18 protein-coding genes are annotated in these 19017 nt (G+C 74.2%); 8 read left to right on the plus strand and 10 right to left on the minus strand.

What is annotated here, in order from left to right; all coding sequences use genetic code 11:
• Nucleotides 1-87: 87 nt before the first annotated feature.
• The 4 genes from ACIRRS_RS32285 to ACIRRS_RS32300 all read right to left on the minus strand — a co-directional run bounded on the left by ACIRRS_RS32285 (nt 88) and on the right by ACIRRS_RS32300 (nt 7275).
• Entirely contained in the window at nt 88-1947 is a 1860-nt protein-coding gene (locus tag ACIRRS_RS32285; protein ID WP_402978424.1) for a threonine/serine exporter ThrE family protein, read from the minus strand.
• A gap of 122 nt (nt 1948-2069) precedes the next feature.
• On the minus strand, nt 2070-2723 hold the full coding sequence (locus ACIRRS_RS32290; RefSeq protein ID WP_402978427.1) for a DedA family protein: 654 nt from the start codon (nt 2721-2723) through the stop codon (nt 2070-2072).
• 162 nt (nt 2724-2885) lie between these two features.
• Nucleotides 2886-5249, minus strand: a complete 2364-nt coding sequence (locus ACIRRS_RS32295) for a hypothetical protein (RefSeq protein WP_402978430.1) — start codon at nt 5247-5249, stop codon at nt 2886-2888.
• A 121-nt stretch (nt 5250-5370) separates the two neighbouring features.
• Entirely contained in the window at nt 5371-7275 is a 1905-nt protein-coding gene (locus ACIRRS_RS32300; RefSeq protein ID WP_402978433.1) for an ATP-binding protein, read from the minus strand.
• A gap of 261 nt (nt 7276-7536) precedes the next feature.
• Here ACIRRS_RS32300 and ACIRRS_RS32305 point away from each other — a divergent pair, with 261 nt between their 5' ends.
• A complete protein-coding gene (locus ACIRRS_RS32305; protein ID WP_402978436.1) occupies nt 7537-7860 on the plus strand; it encodes a hypothetical protein in 324 nt (107 codons plus the stop codon).
• Nucleotides 7861-7932: 72 nt separating this feature from the next.
• On the opposite strand, the gene ACIRRS_RS32310 is transcribed toward ACIRRS_RS32305, so the two are convergent.
• Nucleotides 7933-9087 carry a TetR/AcrR family transcriptional regulator gene (locus ACIRRS_RS32310; protein ID WP_402978439.1) on the minus strand — a complete coding sequence of 385 codons (1155 nt, stop codon included), beginning with the start codon at nt 9085-9087 and terminating at the stop codon, nt 7933-7935.
• Between the two features lie 213 nt (nt 9088-9300).
• Here ACIRRS_RS32310 and ACIRRS_RS32315 point away from each other — a divergent pair, with 213 nt between their 5' ends.
• Entirely contained in the window at nt 9301-10458 is a 1158-nt protein-coding gene (locus tag ACIRRS_RS32315) for an acyl-CoA dehydrogenase family protein (RefSeq protein ID WP_402978442.1), read from the plus strand.
• A gap of 22 nt (nt 10459-10480) precedes the next feature.
• Here the strand turns inward: ACIRRS_RS32315 and ACIRRS_RS32320 are convergent, their stop codons facing one another.
• On the minus strand, nt 10481-10747 hold the full coding sequence (locus ACIRRS_RS32320; protein WP_402978445.1) for a hypothetical protein: 267 nt from the start codon (nt 10745-10747) through the stop codon (nt 10481-10483).
• A 128-nt stretch (nt 10748-10875) separates the two neighbouring features.
• Between ACIRRS_RS32320 and ACIRRS_RS32325 the strand changes: the two genes are divergently transcribed.
• Nucleotides 10876-11193, plus strand: coding sequence for a cupin (locus ACIRRS_RS32325; RefSeq protein WP_402978448.1), 318 nt, complete (start codon nt 10876-10878; stop codon nt 11191-11193).
• A gap of 19 nt (nt 11194-11212) precedes the next feature.
• On the opposite strand, the gene ACIRRS_RS32330 is transcribed toward ACIRRS_RS32325, so the two are convergent.
• Nucleotides 11213-11803 (minus strand): TetR/AcrR family transcriptional regulator, encoded by a 591-nt coding sequence (locus ACIRRS_RS32330; protein ID WP_402978451.1) that lies wholly within the window; start codon nt 11801-11803, stop codon nt 11213-11215.
• A 97-nt stretch (nt 11804-11900) separates the two neighbouring features.
• On the opposite strand from ACIRRS_RS32330, the gene ACIRRS_RS32335 reads away from it, so the two are divergent.
• On the plus strand, nt 11901-13448 hold the full coding sequence (locus ACIRRS_RS32335; RefSeq protein WP_402978454.1) for an MFS transporter: 1548 nt from the start codon (nt 11901-11903) through the stop codon (nt 13446-13448).
• Between the two features lie 78 nt (nt 13449-13526).
• On the opposite strand, the gene ACIRRS_RS32340 is transcribed toward ACIRRS_RS32335, so the two are convergent.
• On the minus strand, nt 13527-13805 hold the full coding sequence (locus ACIRRS_RS32340; RefSeq protein ID WP_402978457.1) for a type II toxin-antitoxin system RelE/ParE family toxin: 279 nt from the start codon (nt 13803-13805) through the stop codon (nt 13527-13529).
• Nucleotides 13806-13810: 5 nt separating this feature from the next.
• On the minus strand, nt 13811-14098 hold the full coding sequence (locus ACIRRS_RS32345; RefSeq protein WP_402978460.1) for a type II toxin-antitoxin system Phd/YefM family antitoxin: 288 nt from the start codon (nt 14096-14098) through the stop codon (nt 13811-13813).
• A gap of 80 nt (nt 14099-14178) precedes the next feature.
• Between ACIRRS_RS32345 and ACIRRS_RS32350 the strand changes: the two genes are divergently transcribed.
• The 4 genes from ACIRRS_RS32350 to ACIRRS_RS32365 all read left to right on the plus strand — a co-directional run bounded on the left by ACIRRS_RS32350 (nt 14179) and on the right by ACIRRS_RS32365 (nt 17272).
• On the plus strand, nt 14179-14817 hold the full coding sequence (locus ACIRRS_RS32350) for a class I SAM-dependent methyltransferase (RefSeq protein ID WP_402978463.1): 639 nt from the start codon (nt 14179-14181) through the stop codon (nt 14815-14817).
• A gap of 134 nt (nt 14818-14951) precedes the next feature.
• On the plus strand, nt 14952-15236 hold the full coding sequence (gene tatA, locus ACIRRS_RS32355; RefSeq protein WP_402978466.1) for a Sec-independent protein translocase subunit TatA: 285 nt from the start codon (nt 14952-14954) through the stop codon (nt 15234-15236).
• A 159-nt stretch (nt 15237-15395) separates the two neighbouring features.
• Nucleotides 15396-16724: a hypothetical protein gene (locus ACIRRS_RS32360; RefSeq protein ID WP_402978468.1), complete on the plus strand. Its 1329-nt coding sequence runs from the start codon at nt 15396-15398 to the stop codon at nt 16722-16724.
• A gap of 113 nt (nt 16725-16837) precedes the next feature.
• Nucleotides 16838-17272, plus strand: coding sequence for a potassium channel family protein (locus ACIRRS_RS32365; RefSeq protein WP_402978471.1), 435 nt, complete (start codon nt 16838-16840; stop codon nt 17270-17272).
• 30 nt (nt 17273-17302) lie between these two features.
• Here the strand turns inward: ACIRRS_RS32365 and ACIRRS_RS32370 are convergent, their stop codons facing one another.
• Nucleotides 17303-18874 carry a protein kinase gene (locus ACIRRS_RS32370; protein WP_402978473.1) on the minus strand — a complete coding sequence of 524 codons (1572 nt, stop codon included), beginning with the start codon at nt 18872-18874 and terminating at the stop codon, nt 17303-17305.
• Between the last annotated feature and the right edge of the window lie 143 nt (nt 18875-19017).

Consider the following 19017-nt stretch of genomic DNA (forward strand, 5'->3'; position numbering starts at 1 on the left):
CGTTCCTGGTCCTGCGCCTTGCCTGCGGCGACATGGCCCGGAGCCCAACTCGGCTCCAACACCACCTGTGCCGCCGCGTCCGTACGGTCAGAAGCCCCGGGTGCGCTTGGCCGCCCGGCGCGGCATCAGCGTCTGGAGCGACGGGCGCTCCACCCCGACCGGCAGCTTCATGAACAGCCGGGCGATCTCCCCGCCGAGGTTCACCCCGATCGCCAGCGCCATCGCGATGGCCGCCGCCCGGGAGATCGACACCAGCCCGGCGCTGGAGTGGCCCTGGGCGAAGGCCAGCATCCCGAGGTAGAGGGCCGAACCGGGCATCAGCGGGCCGATGGCCGCCGTCACGTAGGGCAGCGCCGAGCCGTTGCGGTAGCGGGCCATCAGCTGGCCGAAGAGGCCGACCAGCCCGGCCGCCACCCCGGTGGCCACGATCGGGGACAGGCCCGCGTTGTACGCCAGCACGCCGTACGAGGCCCAGCCGATGCCGCTGTTCAGGGTGACGAGCGCGAGCGTGCGGCGGTCGGTCTGCAGCAGCGTCGCGAAGGCGAGGGTCAGCGCCATGGCCGCCACCATCTGCACCGGCGGATAGCTGACGCCGACCAGGCTCTCGTCCGGGCGCAGCCTCGCCTCGAAGCCGACGCCGAGGTAGAGGATCAGCATCACGCCGATCACGATGCCCGCGACGAGGTAGACGACCTCCAGCAGGCGGGCGGCGGCGGTGATGTAGAAGCCCGTCAGGCCGTCCTGGACGGCGGCGACCAGGGCGCGCCCGGGGAGCAGGGCGAACAGGCCGCCGGTGATCACCACGGAGCCGCGCAGGCCCCAGTCGTTGAAGGACAGGATGATGCCGGAGGCGGCGGCCGGCATCGCGGCCGCGACGAACTGGTAGAACTCCGGCAGCCGGCGGTGGGCCAGCGCCGAGGCCAGCCGGTCGCCGAGGACGGCCGCGACGAAGGCGCTGGCGAAGACCAGCCACGCCTTGTCGTCCAGCCGGCCGCCGACCAGGAAGGTGGCCGCGCCGGCCAGCAGGCCGGTGGTGATCGCGAGCAGCCAGGCCGGGTACGGGTGCCGGTTGCGGCGGATCTCGGCCAGGCGGCGGTAGGCGTCGTTGACCGACACCTGCTCGGCGGTGATGTCGGCGACCAGCTCGTACACCGCGTTGAGGCGGGTGTAGTCGGAGGTGCGGCGGCGCACCACGCGGTCGGCGGTGATCGGCGGCTCGACCAGCGAGGGCTGGTGCGAGATGCCGATCAGGGTGAACGTCACCTGCGGCTCGCAGCGGTCCAGCCGGTAGGCGTGGGCGATGCCGAGCATCGCCGCCTCGACGTCCTCGGCGGCCTCGCCGCTGGCCAGCAGCAGCTCGCCGATGCGCAGCGTCAGGTCGAGGATGCGCGGGACGTTGCGGGTGGTGGCGGCGGCGGGGTGGAGCTCGCGGGCCGTGCGCTCGAAGGCCGGGCGCTCGGACATCGGCATGCGCAGCAGGGTGCGCATCCGGTCCGGCCAGGGGGCCTCGCCGGGGGCTCCGGCGGTCAGCTCGGGGATGGGGATGCCGGTGGGCGGGGTGTAGCCGGCGGCGCGCCACTCCTCGGGGGTGAGGGTGTCCTCGGCGACCGAGCGGCGGGGCGCCGGACGGGCGGCGGGCGCCTTGAGCTCGGGGTGGGGCTCGACGGGCCGGGCCTGCGGCTGCGTCTGCGGGTGCGCCTCCGCTTGGGGCTCCGGTTGGGGCTCCGGTTGGGGCTCGGGGGTGAGCAGGCCCTTGGTCTCGGGCGCGGGCGGGACGAGCGGGACGACGGTGACGGGGTCGACGGCCGGAGCGGGATGGCCGAGCAGGCCCTCGGTGGGCGGCGCCTCGGCGGGGTGCACCGGCTTCGGCGGCGCCTGCCGGGACTGACGGACCGCCCGGCCTCCCCTCGCCCGCTTGCCCGCACCCGGTCGGCCCCGCTTAGGCACGTCCACTCCTCCGCCGCCCCTGGTGGCCGCCCGGGCCACCGATCGATCGCTGATGACACCTTGCCTGATCGAACAGCTCGGTGCACATGTCCGAATCGTCCGGTGCCCCCGGCGGCGATCGCCTACGCGGCGCGGTCGGCCTCGGCGGCGGCCCTGCCGGAGCGGCGGGCCCGCAGCAGTTCGATCACCACGGGGACCACCGAGACCAGCACGATCGCGATCAGGATGGCCTCGATGTTGTCCCGGACGAAGGCGATCTGGCCCAGGAAGTAGCCGAGCACGGTGACGCCCGCGCCCCAGAGCAGGCCGCCGACCAGGTTGAAGATCACGAAGAGGCGGTAGTTCATCCTGCTCACCCCGGCGACGATCGGGGTGAAGGTGCGCACGATCGGCACGAAGCGGGCCAGCACGATCGCCTTGGGGCCGTGCCGGTCGAAGAAGGCGGCGGCCTTCTCCACGTTCTCCTGCTTGAACAGGCGGGAGTCGGGGCGGCGGAACAGGCTCGGGCCGACCTTGCGGCCGAACAGGTAGCCGACCTGGTCCCCGGCCACGGCGGCGGCCACGATCAGGGCGCAGACCAGCCAGAGCGGCTGGTGCAGGTAGGTGCCGCCGGCCACCAGCAGGCCGGTGGTGAAGAGCAGCGAGTCGCCCGGCAGGAAGAAGCCGATCAGCAGGCCGGACTCGGCGAAGACGATGGCCAGGATGCCGATCAGCCCGAACATGGAGATCAGGTGGGTCGGATCGAGCCAGGACGGGCCGAGGGCGAGGCTGGTCACGTGGGCACTCCTGCGGTCGGGTCTTGGCAATGAAATGGTAAAGCATGTACCAAGACTCGGTTCGGGGGCCGAAAGGTTCCCGGGGTGCGGTTCCCGGTATGTGGTTCCGGACGCAGTGGAGCCCCGGTGCGGGCACCGGGGCTCCACTGCGTACCGGGCCGCTCAGAGGCCGTAGCGCTCGACGATCTCCTCGTGCCGGGCGAGGTCCGCACCGGCCGCCTCGGCGAGGGCGGGCCAGGCGAGCGGGTGCGGCCAGCCGCCGGTGAGGCGGTGCAGCAGCGCGTCGGCCTCGGCGGCGGAGACGGTCGGCGGGACGCCGAGGGCCGCGTAGACGCCGGGCAGGGTCTCGCCGTCGCCGGCCGCCGGGTCGGTGATCCGGTACTGGTCGCCGCTGTACACCCAGACCGCGTGCTCGGCGGCGTGCAGCCCCTCGCGCAGGGCCGCCCAGGACTCGTCGCCCGGCCAGCCGCCGTCGATCCAGTAGGTCGTGTAGCCCGCCGGGTCGAGCAGCGTCAGCAGCTCGAAGACCGGGCGCCAGCGCCGCCGCTCCTCCTCGGGGGCGTCCTCGGCCGGCGGCTGCTCCAGCAGCGCCGGGGAGAAGACCACCGTGTCGCCGTGGTTGAGCGTCAGGTCGTCGCCGAGCACGGGCAGGACCCGCGCCGTGGCCGGGCCGGTGCGCAGCGCGGGCAGGTCGGTGGGGGCGCCGTTCGTCCGGGTGGCGCGCAGGGCGATCAGCTGCCACTCCTCCTCGACGGGCCCCTCCGGCTCGTCGAACTCGATGCCTATGAGGGCGCCGGTGGAGCGGACGACGGCCCAGTCCCGGTTGGCGGTGGCCGCGGTGATCAGGTGCCAGAGGTCGGGCTCCTGGACGGTGCGGTGCCGCTCCTCCTCCGGCGTGCCCTCGGCGGGCAGGGCGTGCTCCAGCAGCTCCAGGTAGAGCCGCTGGGCGGTGGCGTGGTCGCCCAGCCGCGTGGCGGCCGTGGCGGCCAGGCGGCGGGTGTTGATCCGCTCCGGCGCGACGGCCAGGGCGGCCTCGCACTGCTCCAGCACCTCGGCCCAGCGGCCCTCGGCGGCGGCCCAGCGGGCGCGCGTCCAGTGCGCGTCGGGCACCTTCCCCGCGGCGGCCAGGCGGTCGGCGAGGCGGCGGACGCCCTCGCCGTCCCCCGCCTCGATCAGGGTGCTGCCGAGCCCGAGGGCCAGCCGCTGGTCCCCCGGGTCGGCGTCCAGCTGCTCCCAGAGCAGGTCGGCGGCGGCCCGGGCGTGGCCGAGCGAGGTCAGCACCCCGGACAGCGCCCACACCAGCTCGGAGGCGCCGGCCCGCTCACCCCGGTACCCGTCCAGGGCGACGGAGAGCAGGTCGGCGACGGTCTCGTAGGACGCCTCGGCCCCGGCCAGGTGCGCCAGCAGCTCGCCCGGCGGGACGGGCAGCTCGGGCCGCGGCAGCGCCTCGGCGGCGGCGCGCAGCGCGGCGACCTCCTCGGCCACGCCGGCGGTGCTCTGGAGTTGGCCGAGCTTGCGGGCGCCCGTGTCGGCGAGCGTCAGCGCGACCGTGCGGGCGCCGCGGGCGAGGGCGAGCCGGCCCGCCGCCAGCAGCAGATCGACGCAGGGGCGGTGCGAGCCCGTGCCGTCCAGGTACCCGACCCAGCCGGCGAGGGCGGCGCCCAGCTCCCCGTCGTTCTCCCAGGCGCCGGAGGCGGCCAGGATCTCGATCGTGCCCGTCCACATCTGCCGCAGGTCGACGTGGCGCTCGGCATCCGCCAGGGAGGGCAGCAGGACGAGGGCCTCCTCCGTGCGGCCGAGGGAGGCGAAGGCGCGGGCGCGCAGCAGGGCGCCCCAGCGGACGTCGCTCTCCTCCAGCTCGCGGCCCCGGGCGCGCTCGGTCCGCTCGGCGGTGTCGAGCACCTCCAGCACCTCCTGGTGCCGGCCGAGCAGGTGGAGGGCGCTGGCCCGGCGGTGGTGGAAGTGCAGGGACAGGCGCCCGCCGGCGGCCTGGATGCGGGCGGCGGCCGTGTCCAGGTGGCTGAGCGCCTCGACCGGGCGGCCGCCGTCCTCCAGGGCGTCGGAGTACTCGCGGGAGAGGCAGTCGAAGCAGGCCCGGCCGGGCTCGATCCGCGCGAGCGTCTCGTCCAGCACCTCCAGGCGCTGCGTCACGAAGCCCGGGCCGTCGACCCGGGCGTAGCAGATGGCGAGGTCCTGCACCACGCAGACGGACTGCGGGCAGCCGGCCGTCTCCTCGCGGTGCGCGAACTCCAGCAGGTCGACCGCCTCGGGCAGGGCCTTCTCGCCCTGGTGGCGCCGGTTGAGCAGGTTCTGCATCCGCCAGTGCCGCAGGTAGACCTCGACCCAGGGCAGGCCGAGCGCGCGGGAGGCGGCCAGCGCCTCGGGGAAGACGGCGTCCAGCTGGTCGTTGCGGCCCTCGTTGGCGTGGCCGGGCAGCTCGTAGACGGCCTCGGCCAGGCGGTGGTGGCCGGACTCGGTCAGTTGTCGGTGGGCGTCGTGGACCCATGCCCAGATGTCGGTGGTCATGTCGTCTCCCCCTGCGCGGTGCTGATGGATGGTCTACCAGGGACCACTGACAATCCGTCCGTCACGGCCTGCGCCCCGGTCGTGGTCGCCGCCCTGGTCACGGCCCTGGTCGCGGCCCTGGTCACGGCCCCTCCGGGAGGCCGTCCGGGCTGTCCGGGACCTGCGGCAGGCCGGGCGGGACGGCGGCGGTCAGCGCGGAGACCGCCGTGCCGACGCCGGCGAGGGCCGCGCCCAGGTCCCCCTCGGCGGGGCCGGAGGAGGCGGCGGCCATGATCACCTTGAGCGAGCGCAGCAGCCCGGCGGCCGTGGCGCTGCCGGTGTGCCCCGTGCGGTAGGCGGCCAGCAGGTCGCGCACGGCCGGGCAGTCCAGGTTGAGGTAGAGCCGGGCCCTGACCTCGCCGTCGGTGCGGGCGGTGAACGCCCGGGCCAGCCGCAGGGCGGCGGACGGGATGCGGGCGTCGGCCTGGTCGTCCTCGATCCGGGCCTTGAGCTCGGCCTCGCGGTCCGGCACCAGCACCAGCGGCAGGCCGGGCGGGTCGAACCGGGCGGGCACGAGCTGCTCGCCCGGGTCGGTGAGGGCGCTCGACAGCCAGGCCGACTCCTCGGCGGCCAGCGGGCGTTCGGGGTCGCGGAACAGCTCGCGGTTGCCGTCCTCGCTGCCCAGCTCGACCAGGCGGCAGCCGCGCAGCTGCGCGTAGCGGCGCAGGAACGGCAGGACGGCGTAGCGGTCGCCGCGGGCGATCGGCACCCGCATGGCGCGGTAGAGCATCTCCTCGAAGCCGCCTCCGCTGCCGAGCGCCACGTGCACCGCGCCGCCGCCGGCGGCGCGCAGGGCGCCCGCCGTGAGGTCGCCCTGGGAGGTGGGCACGGGGACGTCGTCGGCGAGCAGGGTGAACAGCCGGTCGTCGCAGAGCGCGGCGCCGAGCAGGTCCTGGCCGTGCCGGGTGAGGATGCGGCGCCAGGCGGCGGGGCGCAGCCGGGCGGTCTCGTAGAGGCCGTCCACGATGGCGTCCGTGAGGGCGCGTTGGAGCGCGCGGTAGTGGTCGTCGCGCTGGAGGTCCTCGCGGCTGGCGGTCGGGGTGAGGCGGTTGGACTCGACGACGCCGCCGATGAATCCGGCCCAGCCGGGCAGGAGGTCGCGGGCGTCCTCGGCGAGGAGCATGCCGCGCAGGTAGACGGCGAGGTCGCGGTTGTCGCTGGTGCCGTACGTTCCGCCGTCCTGGACCCAGAGCAGGCCGACGGCGTCGGTGCCGTCCTCGACCGGGTGGAGCGGGAAGGCGGCGAGCGGTTCGAAGCGGCGGCCGAAGGCGGCGGCGAAGCGCATCCGGGCCTCGTACGGGTCCCCGGGCGTGTCCTGGCGCCACGGCACCTGGACGCCGTTGACCGGCTGCTCGTCGTCGCCTACGAGGACGGGGATGGGGAGCAGCACGCAGTAGCGGCCGAGGACTTCGCGCAGCGCGTGCTCGTCGGCGAGGTGGCCGTGCTCGGCCTTGAGGGCCAGTTCGACGACGGTGCCGGGCCGCGGCCGGGCGGGCACCGGCTCGACCTGGTACTGCTCGCCACCGCGGCTGCGGTAGCGGTGGCCGAGGTGCGGCTCGCGGTGCGAGGTGGTGGTGACGACGACCTCGTCGGCGACGGAGAAGGCGGAGAGGAAGCCGAGGCCGAAGGCGCCGATCAGCTCCTGGTTGCCCGTCAGCTCCCGCAGCATGCGGGTGTACCCGGTGCCGACGGTGGCGAGGTAGGAATGGATCTCGGGCTCGGTGAGGCCGGCGCCGGTGTCCTCGATGGAGACCGTCCGCCGGGCGCCGTCCGCGCGCACGCGGATCAGCGGGCGGTGGCCGCCGTCGGGGTCCTCCAGGAAGCGGCGGGTGTGCGAGTCGTGCGCGTTCTGGACGAGTTCGCGCAGGGCGACCAGCGGGGTGGAGTAGAGGTGGCTGGCGAGGACGGTCACGAGGCCGCCGAGGTCGACCTCGGTCGTCCGCAGATCGTCGGCGGGCACGGGCTCGGACGGGGCACCATCAGACATGAGTCCCCAGTGTGCCAGTGCGACAATCGGGCGACCATTTCTTTACGGCCCGCGGCTTTCCGGCCCGCCGTTCCGGGCTTCTGACGAATCGTGGTCAATTCCGAATTGACCGCATCCCCACCATCGAGGGAAATGCCACCCGTACGGTGGAGTTCGCCCGGACCGCTGGTGAATGCTGGGGGTGCGACGTCAGGCCTCGGCGCTTCGGAGCGGCCACTCCGCAACGCGCCACCATTCGCACATCAGCTCAGGGAGACCAGCGTGTCCCGTATCCGCGCAGCCGCCGCCGTCACCGCCCTCGGGGCGTTCCTCCTGGTCGGCGTCGGCGCCGCCACCGCGCACGCCGACAACGGCGCCGTCGGCATCGACCACTCCAACAGCAGCGTCGTGAGCAACGTCGGCTCGGGCAACGTGCTCGGCAACGTCAACGGCAACGTGGTCAACACCCAGCAGACGGCGACCGGTTCGGGCGCCGGCAACCAGAACAACGGCCTCGCCGTGGCCGGCAACTCCGGCAACGTCGGCGCCCTGCAGGGCAACGGCAACTTCGACGCGCGGGTGTACTACCCGCACGTCCTGTACTAGGCCGACCCGAGCATCGGGCCGGGCGCCCGCTCCCACGCCGGTGGGGGCGGGCGCCCCGCCGTTCCGCGCTGCTCAGGCCACGCCGAGGACGGCGCGGCCCAGGCGCAGCAGGCAGTCGCCGAGGTCGGGGCGGTCGCAGTGCGGGCGGTTGCGGACACCGTCGTTGACCAGGGCGAACAGCGCGTGCACCCGGATGCGGGCCGCCGCCGCGTCCTGCTCCGGGCGGACGCCGCGCAGCAGTTCGACCCAGGTCCGCAGGAAGTCGCGGCGGAAGTCCACGGCCGCGCGGCGGTCCGGCGGGGCCAGCCGCTCCGTCTCGCTGAGCATCGCGCCCAGGTAGTCGCCGTTGCGCAGCGCGAAGCCCACGTAGCCGTGCAGCCCCGCCGCCAGCGCCCGCCCGGGGCCCTCGGCGGCGGTGATCGCGCCGTCCACCTCGTGCCAGAGCCGCTCGCGGCTGCGCACCAGGGAGGCGGCGAGCAGATGGGCCTTGCTGTCGAAGTGCCGGTACACGCTGGGCCCGGATATGCCGACGGCGGCGCCGAGTTGGTCGGTGCTGACGTTGTCGAAGCCGCGCTGGTGGAACAGCCGGACGGCCGCCGCGAGCAGTTCCTCCCGCCGGGTACGGGGGCGGGGCCCGGGCGGTTCGGGCGGGCCGTCCTCGCCGTCCGCGGCCGTCCCGTCCAGCCGGACGGCGAGGACGGCGGCGACCGTCTCGCGCAGCAGCGCCTCGGCCCGCCGGGGCTGCGGCGCGGCCGACTGGTAGGAGAGCCCCGCGCAGGCGGAGAGCGCCGACCAGCAGAGCAACTCCGCGTCGGGCAGGGCGAGTTCCGGCCGCTCCGCGCGCAGCACCGCCGTCATCAGCGCCACGTCCGCCCGCAGTTCGCGGCGCAGCGCCGCCCGCCGGGCCGGCGGCAGCAGCCGCGCGTCGCGCTGCACCAGCGTCCCGAGCGGGCGGTGGGCGACCGCGACGGCGGCCAGCGCGGCGCCGAGGTCGGCGGTGGTGCGGGCCCCGCGCAGCCCGTCCGCGAGGGCGTCCAGGCCCGACCGGAGGGTGCGGTCGAGGAGTTCGGGCTTGCCGCGGAAGTGCCGGTAGAGGGCGGGGGCGGTGATGCCGACCCCGGCGGCGACCTCGGTCATGGAGACCTGGTGGTACCCGCTGCGGTGGAAGCGGTCGGCGGCCACCGCGAGGATCTGGGCGCGCCGCCCGGGCGGGCGTCGGACCACCATGGCCGGCCTCCCCTCCGTACGGCGCTCGTCGTGAACGGAAAAGGCTAGCAAGGATTCACCCGGGGCCTCCGGGAGCCCGTGGCCGGAGGGCTTCGAGCGGCCGTTCGACCCTGGACAGCCGAAGCTACCCCGGATTAACTTGTGGGGCCATCACCTGGCCCGTTCCGCCCCCGCCGGCCCCGCGCGGCCGGCCCAGCCGAAGGGAGCGCCGCCGTGCGCCGCACCGTGTTCAACGAGGACCACGAGGCCTTCCGGGAGACCATCCGGGACTTCATCGCGAACGAGGTCGTCCCCGTCTACGAGAGCTGGGAGGCGGACGGCCACCCGCCGCGCGACTTCTACCGGCAGCTCGGCGACCTCGGCGTCTACGGCATCGAGGTGCCGGAGGAGTACGGCGGCGCGGGCGAGAGCGGGTTCAAGTACCAGGCGGTGATCGCCGAGGAGACCGCCCGGGCGGGCGTGAGCTTCGGCTCCTCCGGCGTGCACACCGGCCTGGTGCTGCCGTACCTGCTGGAGTACGCGAACGAGGAGCAGAAGCGGCGCTGGCTGCCCGGCTTCGTCTCCGGCGACATCATGACCGCCATCGCGATGACCGAGCCGGGCGCGGGCTCCGACCTGGCGGGCATCACCACCACGGCGAGGCTCTCCGAGGACGGCACCCACTACGTCCTCAACGGCGCCAAGACCTTCATCACCGGCGGGGTGCTGGCCGACCTCGTGCTGGTGGTCTGCCGCACCGCGCCGTACGACCCGGAGAACCGGCGCGCCGGGCTGTCCATCCTGTGCGTGGACACCACGTCCCCCGGCTACACCGTCGGGCGCAAGCTGCAGAAGATCGGCCTGCGGACCTCGGACACCGCCGAACTGGCGTTCAGCGACGTCAAGGTGCCGGTGGAGGACCTGCTCGGGGAGGAGGGGAGGGCGTTCGCGTACCTGACCCACAACCTGGTGCAGGAGCGGCTGGCGATCGCGGTGGGCGCGTACGCGGCGGCCGCGGCGGCGGTGCGCTTCGCCGTCCGGTACGTGAAGGACCGCAAGGTGTTCGGCAAGGCGGTGGCCGAGTTCCAGAACACCAAGTTCACCCTGGCGGACTGCGAGGCCCAGGTCGTGGCGCAGCAGTCGATGGTCGACCGCTCCCTGGAGCTGTACCAGCAGGGCGAGTTGACGGTGGCGGACGCGGCGGCGGTGAAGCTGTTCTGCACCGAGTCGGCCTCGACCGTGATCGACAAGTGCCTCCAGCTGCACGGGGGTTACGGCTACATCCTGGAGTACCCGATCGCGCGGCTCTACACCGACAACCGGGTGTTCCGCATCTACGGCGGGACCAGCGAGGTGATGCGCAGCATCATCGCCAAGTCGATGGGGCTGTAGGGCGCTTCGGAACGCGCGGGGCTCAGTTGGGCGAACTGTGCTCCGTGCGCCAGGCCTCCCAGCCGGCGGTGGACGCCACGCGCGCCTCGTGCAGCGCCCGTTGGGCGTAGGCGGTGGGCCTGGTCTCCAGGCCGCGCATCCACTCGCGGCCGGCCGTCACCAGGGCCCCGCAGATCATCGCCGCCCCGGCCGCGCCGAGCAGCGAGCCGATGCCGGTGAGCACCACGCCGCCGGTCAGCAGCGCGCGGTTGGCCTGGAGGCCGGGGAGGACTCTCTCGTTGGTCGCCATGCCTCCACGATGCGGGCAGTCGGCGGGGGCTGCACCTCGGGATACACCTCGGGATGCGCTTCGGGGTGCGGTTCCCGCGGCCGTCCGCGACCCTGGCAGACGGGGCGCGCGCGACAGGAGGCGGTGCGATGCCGGATCTCGAACGGCTCGCCGTGGAGCACGCCGCCCGCGCGGCGGAGAGCCCGCACGGGCGCAGCGCCCATCTGGTGCTGCACGACGGCGTGCTGCGGCAGACCGTGATCGCGCTGACCGCCGGGACGGCGCTGGACGAGCACCTCCCGCCGGGCGCCGGCAGCGTCCAGGTGCTGCGCGGCCGGGTCTCGCTCACCATCGCCGGGCGGCGGCTGGAGCTGCCCGCCGGGCACCTGGAGCCCGTGCCCCAGGAACGGCACGGGCTGCTGGCACACGTGGACTCGGTGGTGCTGCTGACGGCCGTGACGACTTAAGAGGGCCTGGGCCACCGGCTCAGTTCGCGGGCTTGCCGAGCACGCTCTCGCTGACCATCCGCAGGCCGCGCAGGAACTCCTGGCCGCTGGGCGCCAGTTCGGGCGCGGCCAGCCACTGGGCGAGGTACCCGGCCAGCAGGATCTGGTAGAAGCTTCCGCGCGCGAGCTCCTCCTCGGTGTCCGGGACCTCGGGCAGCCCCTGGAACAGCGCGGCCAGGCCGAGGCGGCCGTCCTTCTGCGCCGCCGCGAACGCCGCCGCCAGCTCGGGCGCCTGCCCGGCCTGCGCGAGCGCCTCGAACTGGGCCGCCCAGAGGCCCCGGTGCTCCAGGAAGACGCCCTTGAGCCCCTCCCAGGCGGCGGCGAAGCGCTCCTCCGGGTCGTCGGAGGTCCGATTGGCGGCCACGACCACGGCGCCCATCCCCTCCCCCAGCTCTCCGATCGCCTCGATCATCGCGGCGTTGAGCAGGGCGTCCTTCGAGCCGAAGTGGTAGCCGATCGCGGCCAGGCTGACGCCGGAGGCGCTCGCGATGTCGCGGGCGGTGGTGCGCCCGTAGCCCTTCTCGTACAGGCAGCGCTTGGCGCCGGCCATCAGGTCTTCGCGGTTTCCCATGCCCTCGATCCTACGGGGCGCCTGGACGTTTGTCTTGGACGCTTGTTTTGCACATCCGTACTAGACAAGTGTCTGACACGCCCGTACTGTCTTCCTCATGACCGCAACCACCGGCCGCGCAGGCCGTCGCGAATGGATCGGCCTGGCCGTCCTCCTGCTCCCGACCCTCGTCCTCTCCATGGACATGGGCGTGCTGTTCTTCGCCGTCCCGTACATCTCCACCACGCTCGCCCCCAGCGGCACCCAGCAGCTGTGGATCATGGACATGTACTCGTTCCTGCTGGCCGGACTGCTCATCACCATGGGCGCGCTCGGCGACCGCATCGGGCGGCGCCGGCTGCTGATGATCGGCGCGGCGGGCTTCATCGGCGCCTCGCTGCTCGCCGCCTGGTCGCAGGACGCCGACCAGCTCATCGCCGCCCGGGCGCTGCTCGGCGCCGCAGGGGCCACCGTGATGCCCTCGACGCTGGCGCTGATCCGCAACATGTTCCACGACCCCAAGCAGCGGCAGGGCGCCCTCGGCGCCTGGGGCGGCGCCCTCACCGCCGGCGCCACCCTCGGGCCCGTCGCCGGCGGGCTGCTGCTCGACCACTTCTGGTGGGGCGCCGTGTTCCTGATCGCCGTGCCGGTCATGGCCCTCGTCCTGCTGACCGCCCCCGCGCTGCTCCCCGAGTACCGCGCCCCCGGCCGCGCCGGACGCTTCGACCTCCTCGGCGCCGCGCTCTCGCTGGCCGCGATCCTGCCGGCCGTCTACGGGATCAAGACCCTCGCGGTCGACGGCTGGAGCCTGCCCCCCGCGACCGCCCTGGCGGGCGGACTGCTGCTCGCCCTCGCCTTCTACCGCCGTCAGCGCACCGCCGCCTCGCCGCTGATCGACCTCGGGCTGTTCCGCATCCGCACCTTCAGCGGGGCGATCAGCGTCAACACGCTGGCGATGTTCGCGATGATGGGCTTCTCCCTCTTCACCTCGCAGTACCTCCAGCTGGTCAAGGGCATGAGCCCGTTCACCGCCTCCCTCTGGGCGCTGGTGCCCAGCCTCGGCGTCGGCGCGGCGATCGGCGTCAGCTCGGCGCTGGCCGGCAAGGTGCGGCCGGGGGCGCTGATGGCCGGCGGGTTCGTGGTCGGCGCGACGGGCTTCGCGATGATGACGGCCGTCGGCGCCCACTCGCCGCTGGCGCTCATCCTCACGGCGGCGGGCGTGCTGGCCGCCGGCACGGTCGGGACGATGACGATGACCGCCGAGATGGTCGTCTCCGCGGCCCCGGCGGAGCAGGCGGGCGCCGCCTCCGCCACCTCCGAGACGGCGGTGGAACTCGGCAGCTCGCTGGGCATCGCCCTCCTCGGCGCGGCCGGCGCGGCGGTCTACCGCCACCAGCTGGACGGCGCCCTCCCGGCGGGCGTGGGCTCCTCGGCGACCGACACCCTCGGCGGCGCGGTCTCCGCGGCGGCGCACCTGCCGGGGCAGGTGGGGGCGGACCTGCTGGAGACCGCCCGGGGCGCCTTCACGGACGGGCTGCACGTGGCGGCGGTGGTCGGCCTCGTCTTCGCCCTCGGCGCCGCGCTCCTCGCCCACCGCCTCCTGGGCCACCTCCCGGTCCCCACCCCGGCCGCCACCGCCCCGGAGCCGGAGCACGCCACCGTCTGACCCCGCCCGGCCCACCGATCCACGCGAGTCATCGAGAGCCCCCGCCCACCCCGGGCGGGGGCTCTGTGCCGTCCGGAACTAGAAGCCCCGGTAAACCTCTCGCCGGTGGCCGACCGACACGACCCAGACGATGAGCACTCCGTGGTCGATCGTGTAGACCACCCGGTGGTCCCCAACGCGCAACCGCCAGCGAGCATGGTGCCCCTGCATGGCCTTGACGTCGAATGCTGAGGTGTCGCCCTTGTCGAGAGCGCGCTGAAACTCGGTGAGCCGGTGGAGGATGCGGAGCGCCTCCGCCCTGGGCACCTTGAGAAACTCCCGCTGCGCGGGCGGCTTGAACTGCGTGACATACCCCACCGCGATCAGCCGTGGTGGGCGCGAATCATCGCGGCCATCTCCTCCAGAGTGACGGAGCTCCCCGAGCCATCGTCCTCAGCCTCCGCCTCGTCCGCCAGACGGTTCAGCCAGGCGTCCTCGGCCGCTTCCTCGACCTCCTTGAGGTGCCGGTACTCGGCGATGTCGACCACCACCGCCTCCTCCTTGCCCCGCCTGGTGATGATCGTCGGGGTCTCCTCCCGACGCGCCCGGTCGATCACGTCCGCGAGGTGGCTGCGAACTTCGGCCATCGATTCCACTACCGGCTCACTCATGCCACGAAATGTAGCAGATGTACATCTGTTCCATCTTCGATTCGCCGTACGGAAGGACAGGGCCGTGCCAGGGTGGGCCCATGGGGACGGATCGCGGGCGGGTGCGGTGGAGTTACGACGTGGTGGCGGAGGAGTACCTGAGGCGGATCGGGGGCGAGTTGGCGGGGAAGGTGGTGGACCGGGCGCTGCTGGGGGCGGTGGTCGAGGAGGCCGCCGGCGGGGTGGTGGCGGATCTCGGGTGCGGGCCCGGGCACGTGGCGGGGTGGCTGGCGGGGCGCGGGGCCGAGGTGGTGGGGGTGGACCTGTCGCCGCGGATGGTGGAGCTGGCCCGGCGGGAGCACCCCGGGGTGGAGTTCCGCACCGGGGACCTGCTGGAACTGCCCGCCGCCGACGGCGAGTTCGCGGCGGCGGTGGCCCTCTACTCGGTGATCCACCTGGAGCCGGAGGCCCTCGCTCCCGCGTTCACCGAGGCGTACCGGGTGCTGCGGCCGGGCGGGGTGCTGCTCGTCTCCTTCCACCTGGGCGACGAGGTCCGGCGGATGGAGGAGTGGTGGGGCCACGAGGTGGACGTGGACTTCCACTTCCTCCGGACCGAGGATGTCGCCGGGCGGCTCACCGGGGCCGGGTTCGCCGTGGAGGCGCGCCTGGAACGGGACGGCCTCGCCGAGGAGGCCCCGACCCGGAGGGGCTACCTGCTGGCCCGGCGACCCCTCCGATGACGTACGGACGGCACCTGGTTTTCGGCCAGCGTTTCCCGGGCGGTGTATCCGTTCGCCGGTGAGGCCAGGCATACTGGCCAGCACGGGCGCTAGCCCTCCCGTGACTCCAAACAAGAAGGGACCGGTGGCCAGGGATGCTGCGGAACGGTCTTGAGCCCTGGCACATCTTCGTGGTGCTGGCGGTCGTAGTGCTGCTGTTCGGTTCGAAGAAGCTGCCGGAGATGGCCCGTGGCCTCGGCAAGTCCATGCGCATCCTGAAGGCCGAGACCAAGGCCATGCGCGAGGACGAGACCCCGGCGGACGCCGGCACCGCGCAGAGCACCGCGGCGCCGCAGCCGGCCGCCGCCGACCGCCCGGCCGTCACGCCGACCAACGTGACCAAGGCGACGGAGGCCCCGCACACCGAGAAGACCGTCTGAGTCTCCCGGTTCCTCCGTGAAGCCCCCGGCACCCGCCGGGGGCTTCACGCGTTCCCGGGCACCGCAGCGGCGCCTCACCGCCGCGCCCCGAATGGCCGTCCGATCTGATCCGTTGTCTCCTGGTATGCACCGACAGGAGGAGCGGAACGGAGTCGCGGCATGCCGACCGACCAGCCGGGCAGCGCCGAGCCGGACGGCTCCGGAGCACGGCCCGAGGACCTGGCCGACCTCAAGGCGCGGCTGACCGCCGTCGAGGCCCACGCGGGACGGCTCGCCCTGGCGCCCCACCCCCGGCGGCACGTCGGGCGGACCGCGCTCGCCACCGTGCTGATCCTGCTCGCCTGCCTGCTGACCCCGCTGAGCGCCGTCGCGCTCTGGGCGAAGTCGGAGATCGACGACTCCGACCGCTACCTGGCCACGGTCGCGCCGCTGGCGAAGGACCCGGCGGTCAAGGCGGCCGTCGTCGACCGGGTGACCACCGAGATCATGCGGCAGATCCCGGTGGACTCGCTGGTCGACACCGTCGCCCCCGCCGACCAGCCGCAGCTGCGCGCCCTGCTGGGCAGGCTCGGGCAGAGCCTCGTCGACGGGCTGTCCGGCCTCGTCCGCACCGAGGTGCAGCGGCTCGTGGACAGCGACGCCTTCGCCGCGCTGTGGCGGCAGATCAACCTGGACGCGCACGCCGCGATCGAGAAGATGCTCACCGGGCAGGGCGGCGGCGCCGTCGAGATCAGGAACGACACCGTGGTGCTCGACCTGGCCCCGGTGATCGCCCGGGTGAAGACCGAGCTGGTCGACCGAGGGTTCTCACTGGCCTCCAAGATCCCGGAGGTGCACACCTCGTACACGCTGGTGCAGTCCGACGCCATCCCCAAGGTGCGCACCGGCATCCGGCTGCTGGACCTCGCCGGGTTCTGGGTGCCGGTGCTGGCGGTGGCCTGCGCGGTCGGCGGGGTGCTGGCGGCCGTCCGACGGCGCCGGGCGGCGGTGACGGCGGCCCTGGGGATGGCGGCGGGGGCGCTGCTGCTGGGCGCCGGGCTGAGCGTGTTCCGGGCGCTGTACCTGGACAGGCTGCCCGCCGGGGTGGACCAGGCGGCCTCGCAGGCGGTGTACGACGGGCTCGTACGGTACCTGCGCTCGGCCGTCCGGGTGATCGTGGCGCTCGGCCTGGTGGTCGCGCTGGGCGCCTGGATCACCGGGGGCGGGCGCTGGGCGACGGCCGTGCGGCGCGGCTGGCGCGAGACGCTGGGCGCCCTGCGGGGGCTCGGCGGCCGGGCCGGGCTGCGGCTCGGCCCGGTGGGGTCGTTCGTCCACCGCTGGAAGACGGCGCTGAGCTGGCTGGCCGTGGCGGGGGCGGCGCTGGCCTTCGTGCTGTGGAGCTACCCGACGGTGCTGGTGACGCTCTGCACGGCCCTGGTGCTGCTGGCCGTCCTGGCGCTGCTGGAACTGCTGGACGTGCCCGAGCGCCCGGCCGGGGCCTCGCCCTGAACGGACCACGGCGCGCGGGGCCGGCCCGTCCGCGCACCGACCTGCGGACGGCGCTGTGGCTGCTCGGCGCCTGCGCGGCGCTCGCGCTCGCGTACTCCCTGCTGCCCCTGCGGGTGCTGGGCCACCACCGGCCGCTGCTCAGCTGGCTGGTGCTCGGCGCGGCGCTGGCCGGGCTGAGCGGGCTGCTGCTGGTGAAGATCGCGGGGGTTCTCCAGGGCAGGGAGCCCCGGCCGGTGGCCTGGCTGGCCTTCCTGATCGTCCTCGCCGTGACGGTCTTCGCCGCCGCCTACTACGTGTTCGCCTCGCAGCCCGGGCAGTTCCAGGGCCTGCACACCCGGCTCGACGCGGTCTACTTCACCGCCGTCACCCTCGCCACCATCGGCTACGGGGACATCACCCCGCTGGGGCAGGGGCCCCGGCTCCTGGTGGTGCTGCAGATCGGGTACAGCGTGGTGTTCATCGCGGCGGCCGCCGGGACGCTGTCGCGGACGATCCTGAACGACGTCTCGACGCACGTCCGCTCGACGCACGTCCGGCGCAAGGACTGAGCCGTCCACAGGCTGTGGACGACGGCGCGCTCAGTCGTTCTGGACGTCGGCCGCCGTGTGGAGGGTGGCGTAGAGGGCGGAGAGGCGGGCGTTCCAGTTGGCGTAGGTCGGGGCGTCGATCGCGTGCTTCTTGCCCAGGTCCTTGATCACCTTCTGGGCGCCCCTCAGCTCCTGGGCGGCCGCGTCCGGGTCCCCCTCGTTGAGGCGGGCGGCGGTGTCGTCGAGGATCCGCAGCAGCTCGATCTGGTGGTCCCGCTCCTTGCCGACCTGGGTCTGGGCGACGGCCTGGCGGAAGGACTGGATCTGCGTCGCCGCGGGCTGGTTGCGCGGGACGGCCTGGGTCGGCAGCGCGGGCGCGGTCGGGGTGGCGGCCGTGGTGGGGGCCTGGGTGGTGGTGGAGGCCGCCGGGGACGGCTTCTGGGGGGCGGTGGCCGCGGGCGGGGTGGCGGCGGCGTTGCCGGCGGGCTCGTCGAAGGCCGTCAGCGCGAGGGCCGTCACGCCGGCCAGCGCGGCCACGCCCAGCGCGCCGATCACCAGCGGCTTGCGGCGGCTGCGGGCCTGCGCGGGGGCGGGTGCCGGGGCGTGCATCGGGACGGGGGCGTGCATCGGGACGGGGGCCATCACCGAGGTGGCGGCCGGGACCGGGGCCCGGCGCTGGGGAGGCAGGAGGGTGGTGTGCTGCTGGTTCGGGTGCTGGTACGCCTGCGGCGGGGCGGGGACGGGCGGGAGCAGCTGGGTGGCCGCAGAGGTGGCGAGCAACTCGGCGGTCGGGTCGCCGACCATCAGCCCCGGGACGGTGGAGAGGAGTTCGGCACGGGCGGCGGCGGCGTCCGCCGGGCGGGCGGCCGGGTCCTTGGCGAGCAGGCGCAGCACCGCGGCGTCCAGCGCGGGCGGCAGGCCGGGGCGCCGGACGGACGGGGGCAGCGGGTGCTCGCTGACGTGCTTGAACGCGATGGCGACGGGCGTCTCGGCGGTGAACGGGGTCTCGCCGGTGAGCATCTCGGTGAGCACACAGCCGACGGCGTACAGGTCGGTGCGGCCGTCCAGGGCCGAGGCGGTGGCCTGCTCGGGCGAGAGGTAGGCGGCGGTGCCGAGCACGCTCGCGGTCTGGGTGAGGTTGCTGGAGGAGCCGGCGCGGGCGATGCCGAAGTCCACGACCTTCACGCCGCCGTCGTCGGTGATCATGATGTTGCCGGGCTTGATGTCCCGGTGCACCAGGCCCGCCGCGTGGGCGACGGCGAGGGCCTCGCAGACGGCGGCGGCGATGCCGACCGCGCGCTCCACCGGCAGCACGGGCTGCTGGTGCAGGACGGCGGCGAGGGAGCGGCCGTTGACCAGCTCCATGACGATGAACGGGGTGCCCTGGTCGACTCCGGAGTCGAAGACCATGACGATCCGGGGGTGCACCAGCATGGCGGCGTGCTGCGCCTCGCGGCTGAACCGCTCGGCGAAGCGGGGGTCGTCGGCAAGGCCGCCGTTGAGGACCTTGACGGCCACCTGACGGCCCAGCACGCGGTCGACGCCGCGCCAGACGGTGGCCATGCCGCCGACGCCGAGTATCTCGACGAGTTCGTAACGCCCGTTCAGCGCCCGACCTATCACCTGGGACTCCCCTCGTGTGCAGGGTGGTGCACCCGTGCACGATAGCCGGGGTGGGGGTGGTCGTTGGGGGGTGGGCTCTCGGGAGGGTGGGGGCCGGGGGCGGCTCCGGGGGTGGCCGCTCCGTGGGGCTGGATGATTTTATA

It is taken from the genome of Kitasatospora sp. NPDC101183 (assembly GCF_044767945.1).
Lineage (GTDB): Bacteria > Actinomycetota > Actinomycetes > Streptomycetales > Streptomycetaceae > Kitasatospora.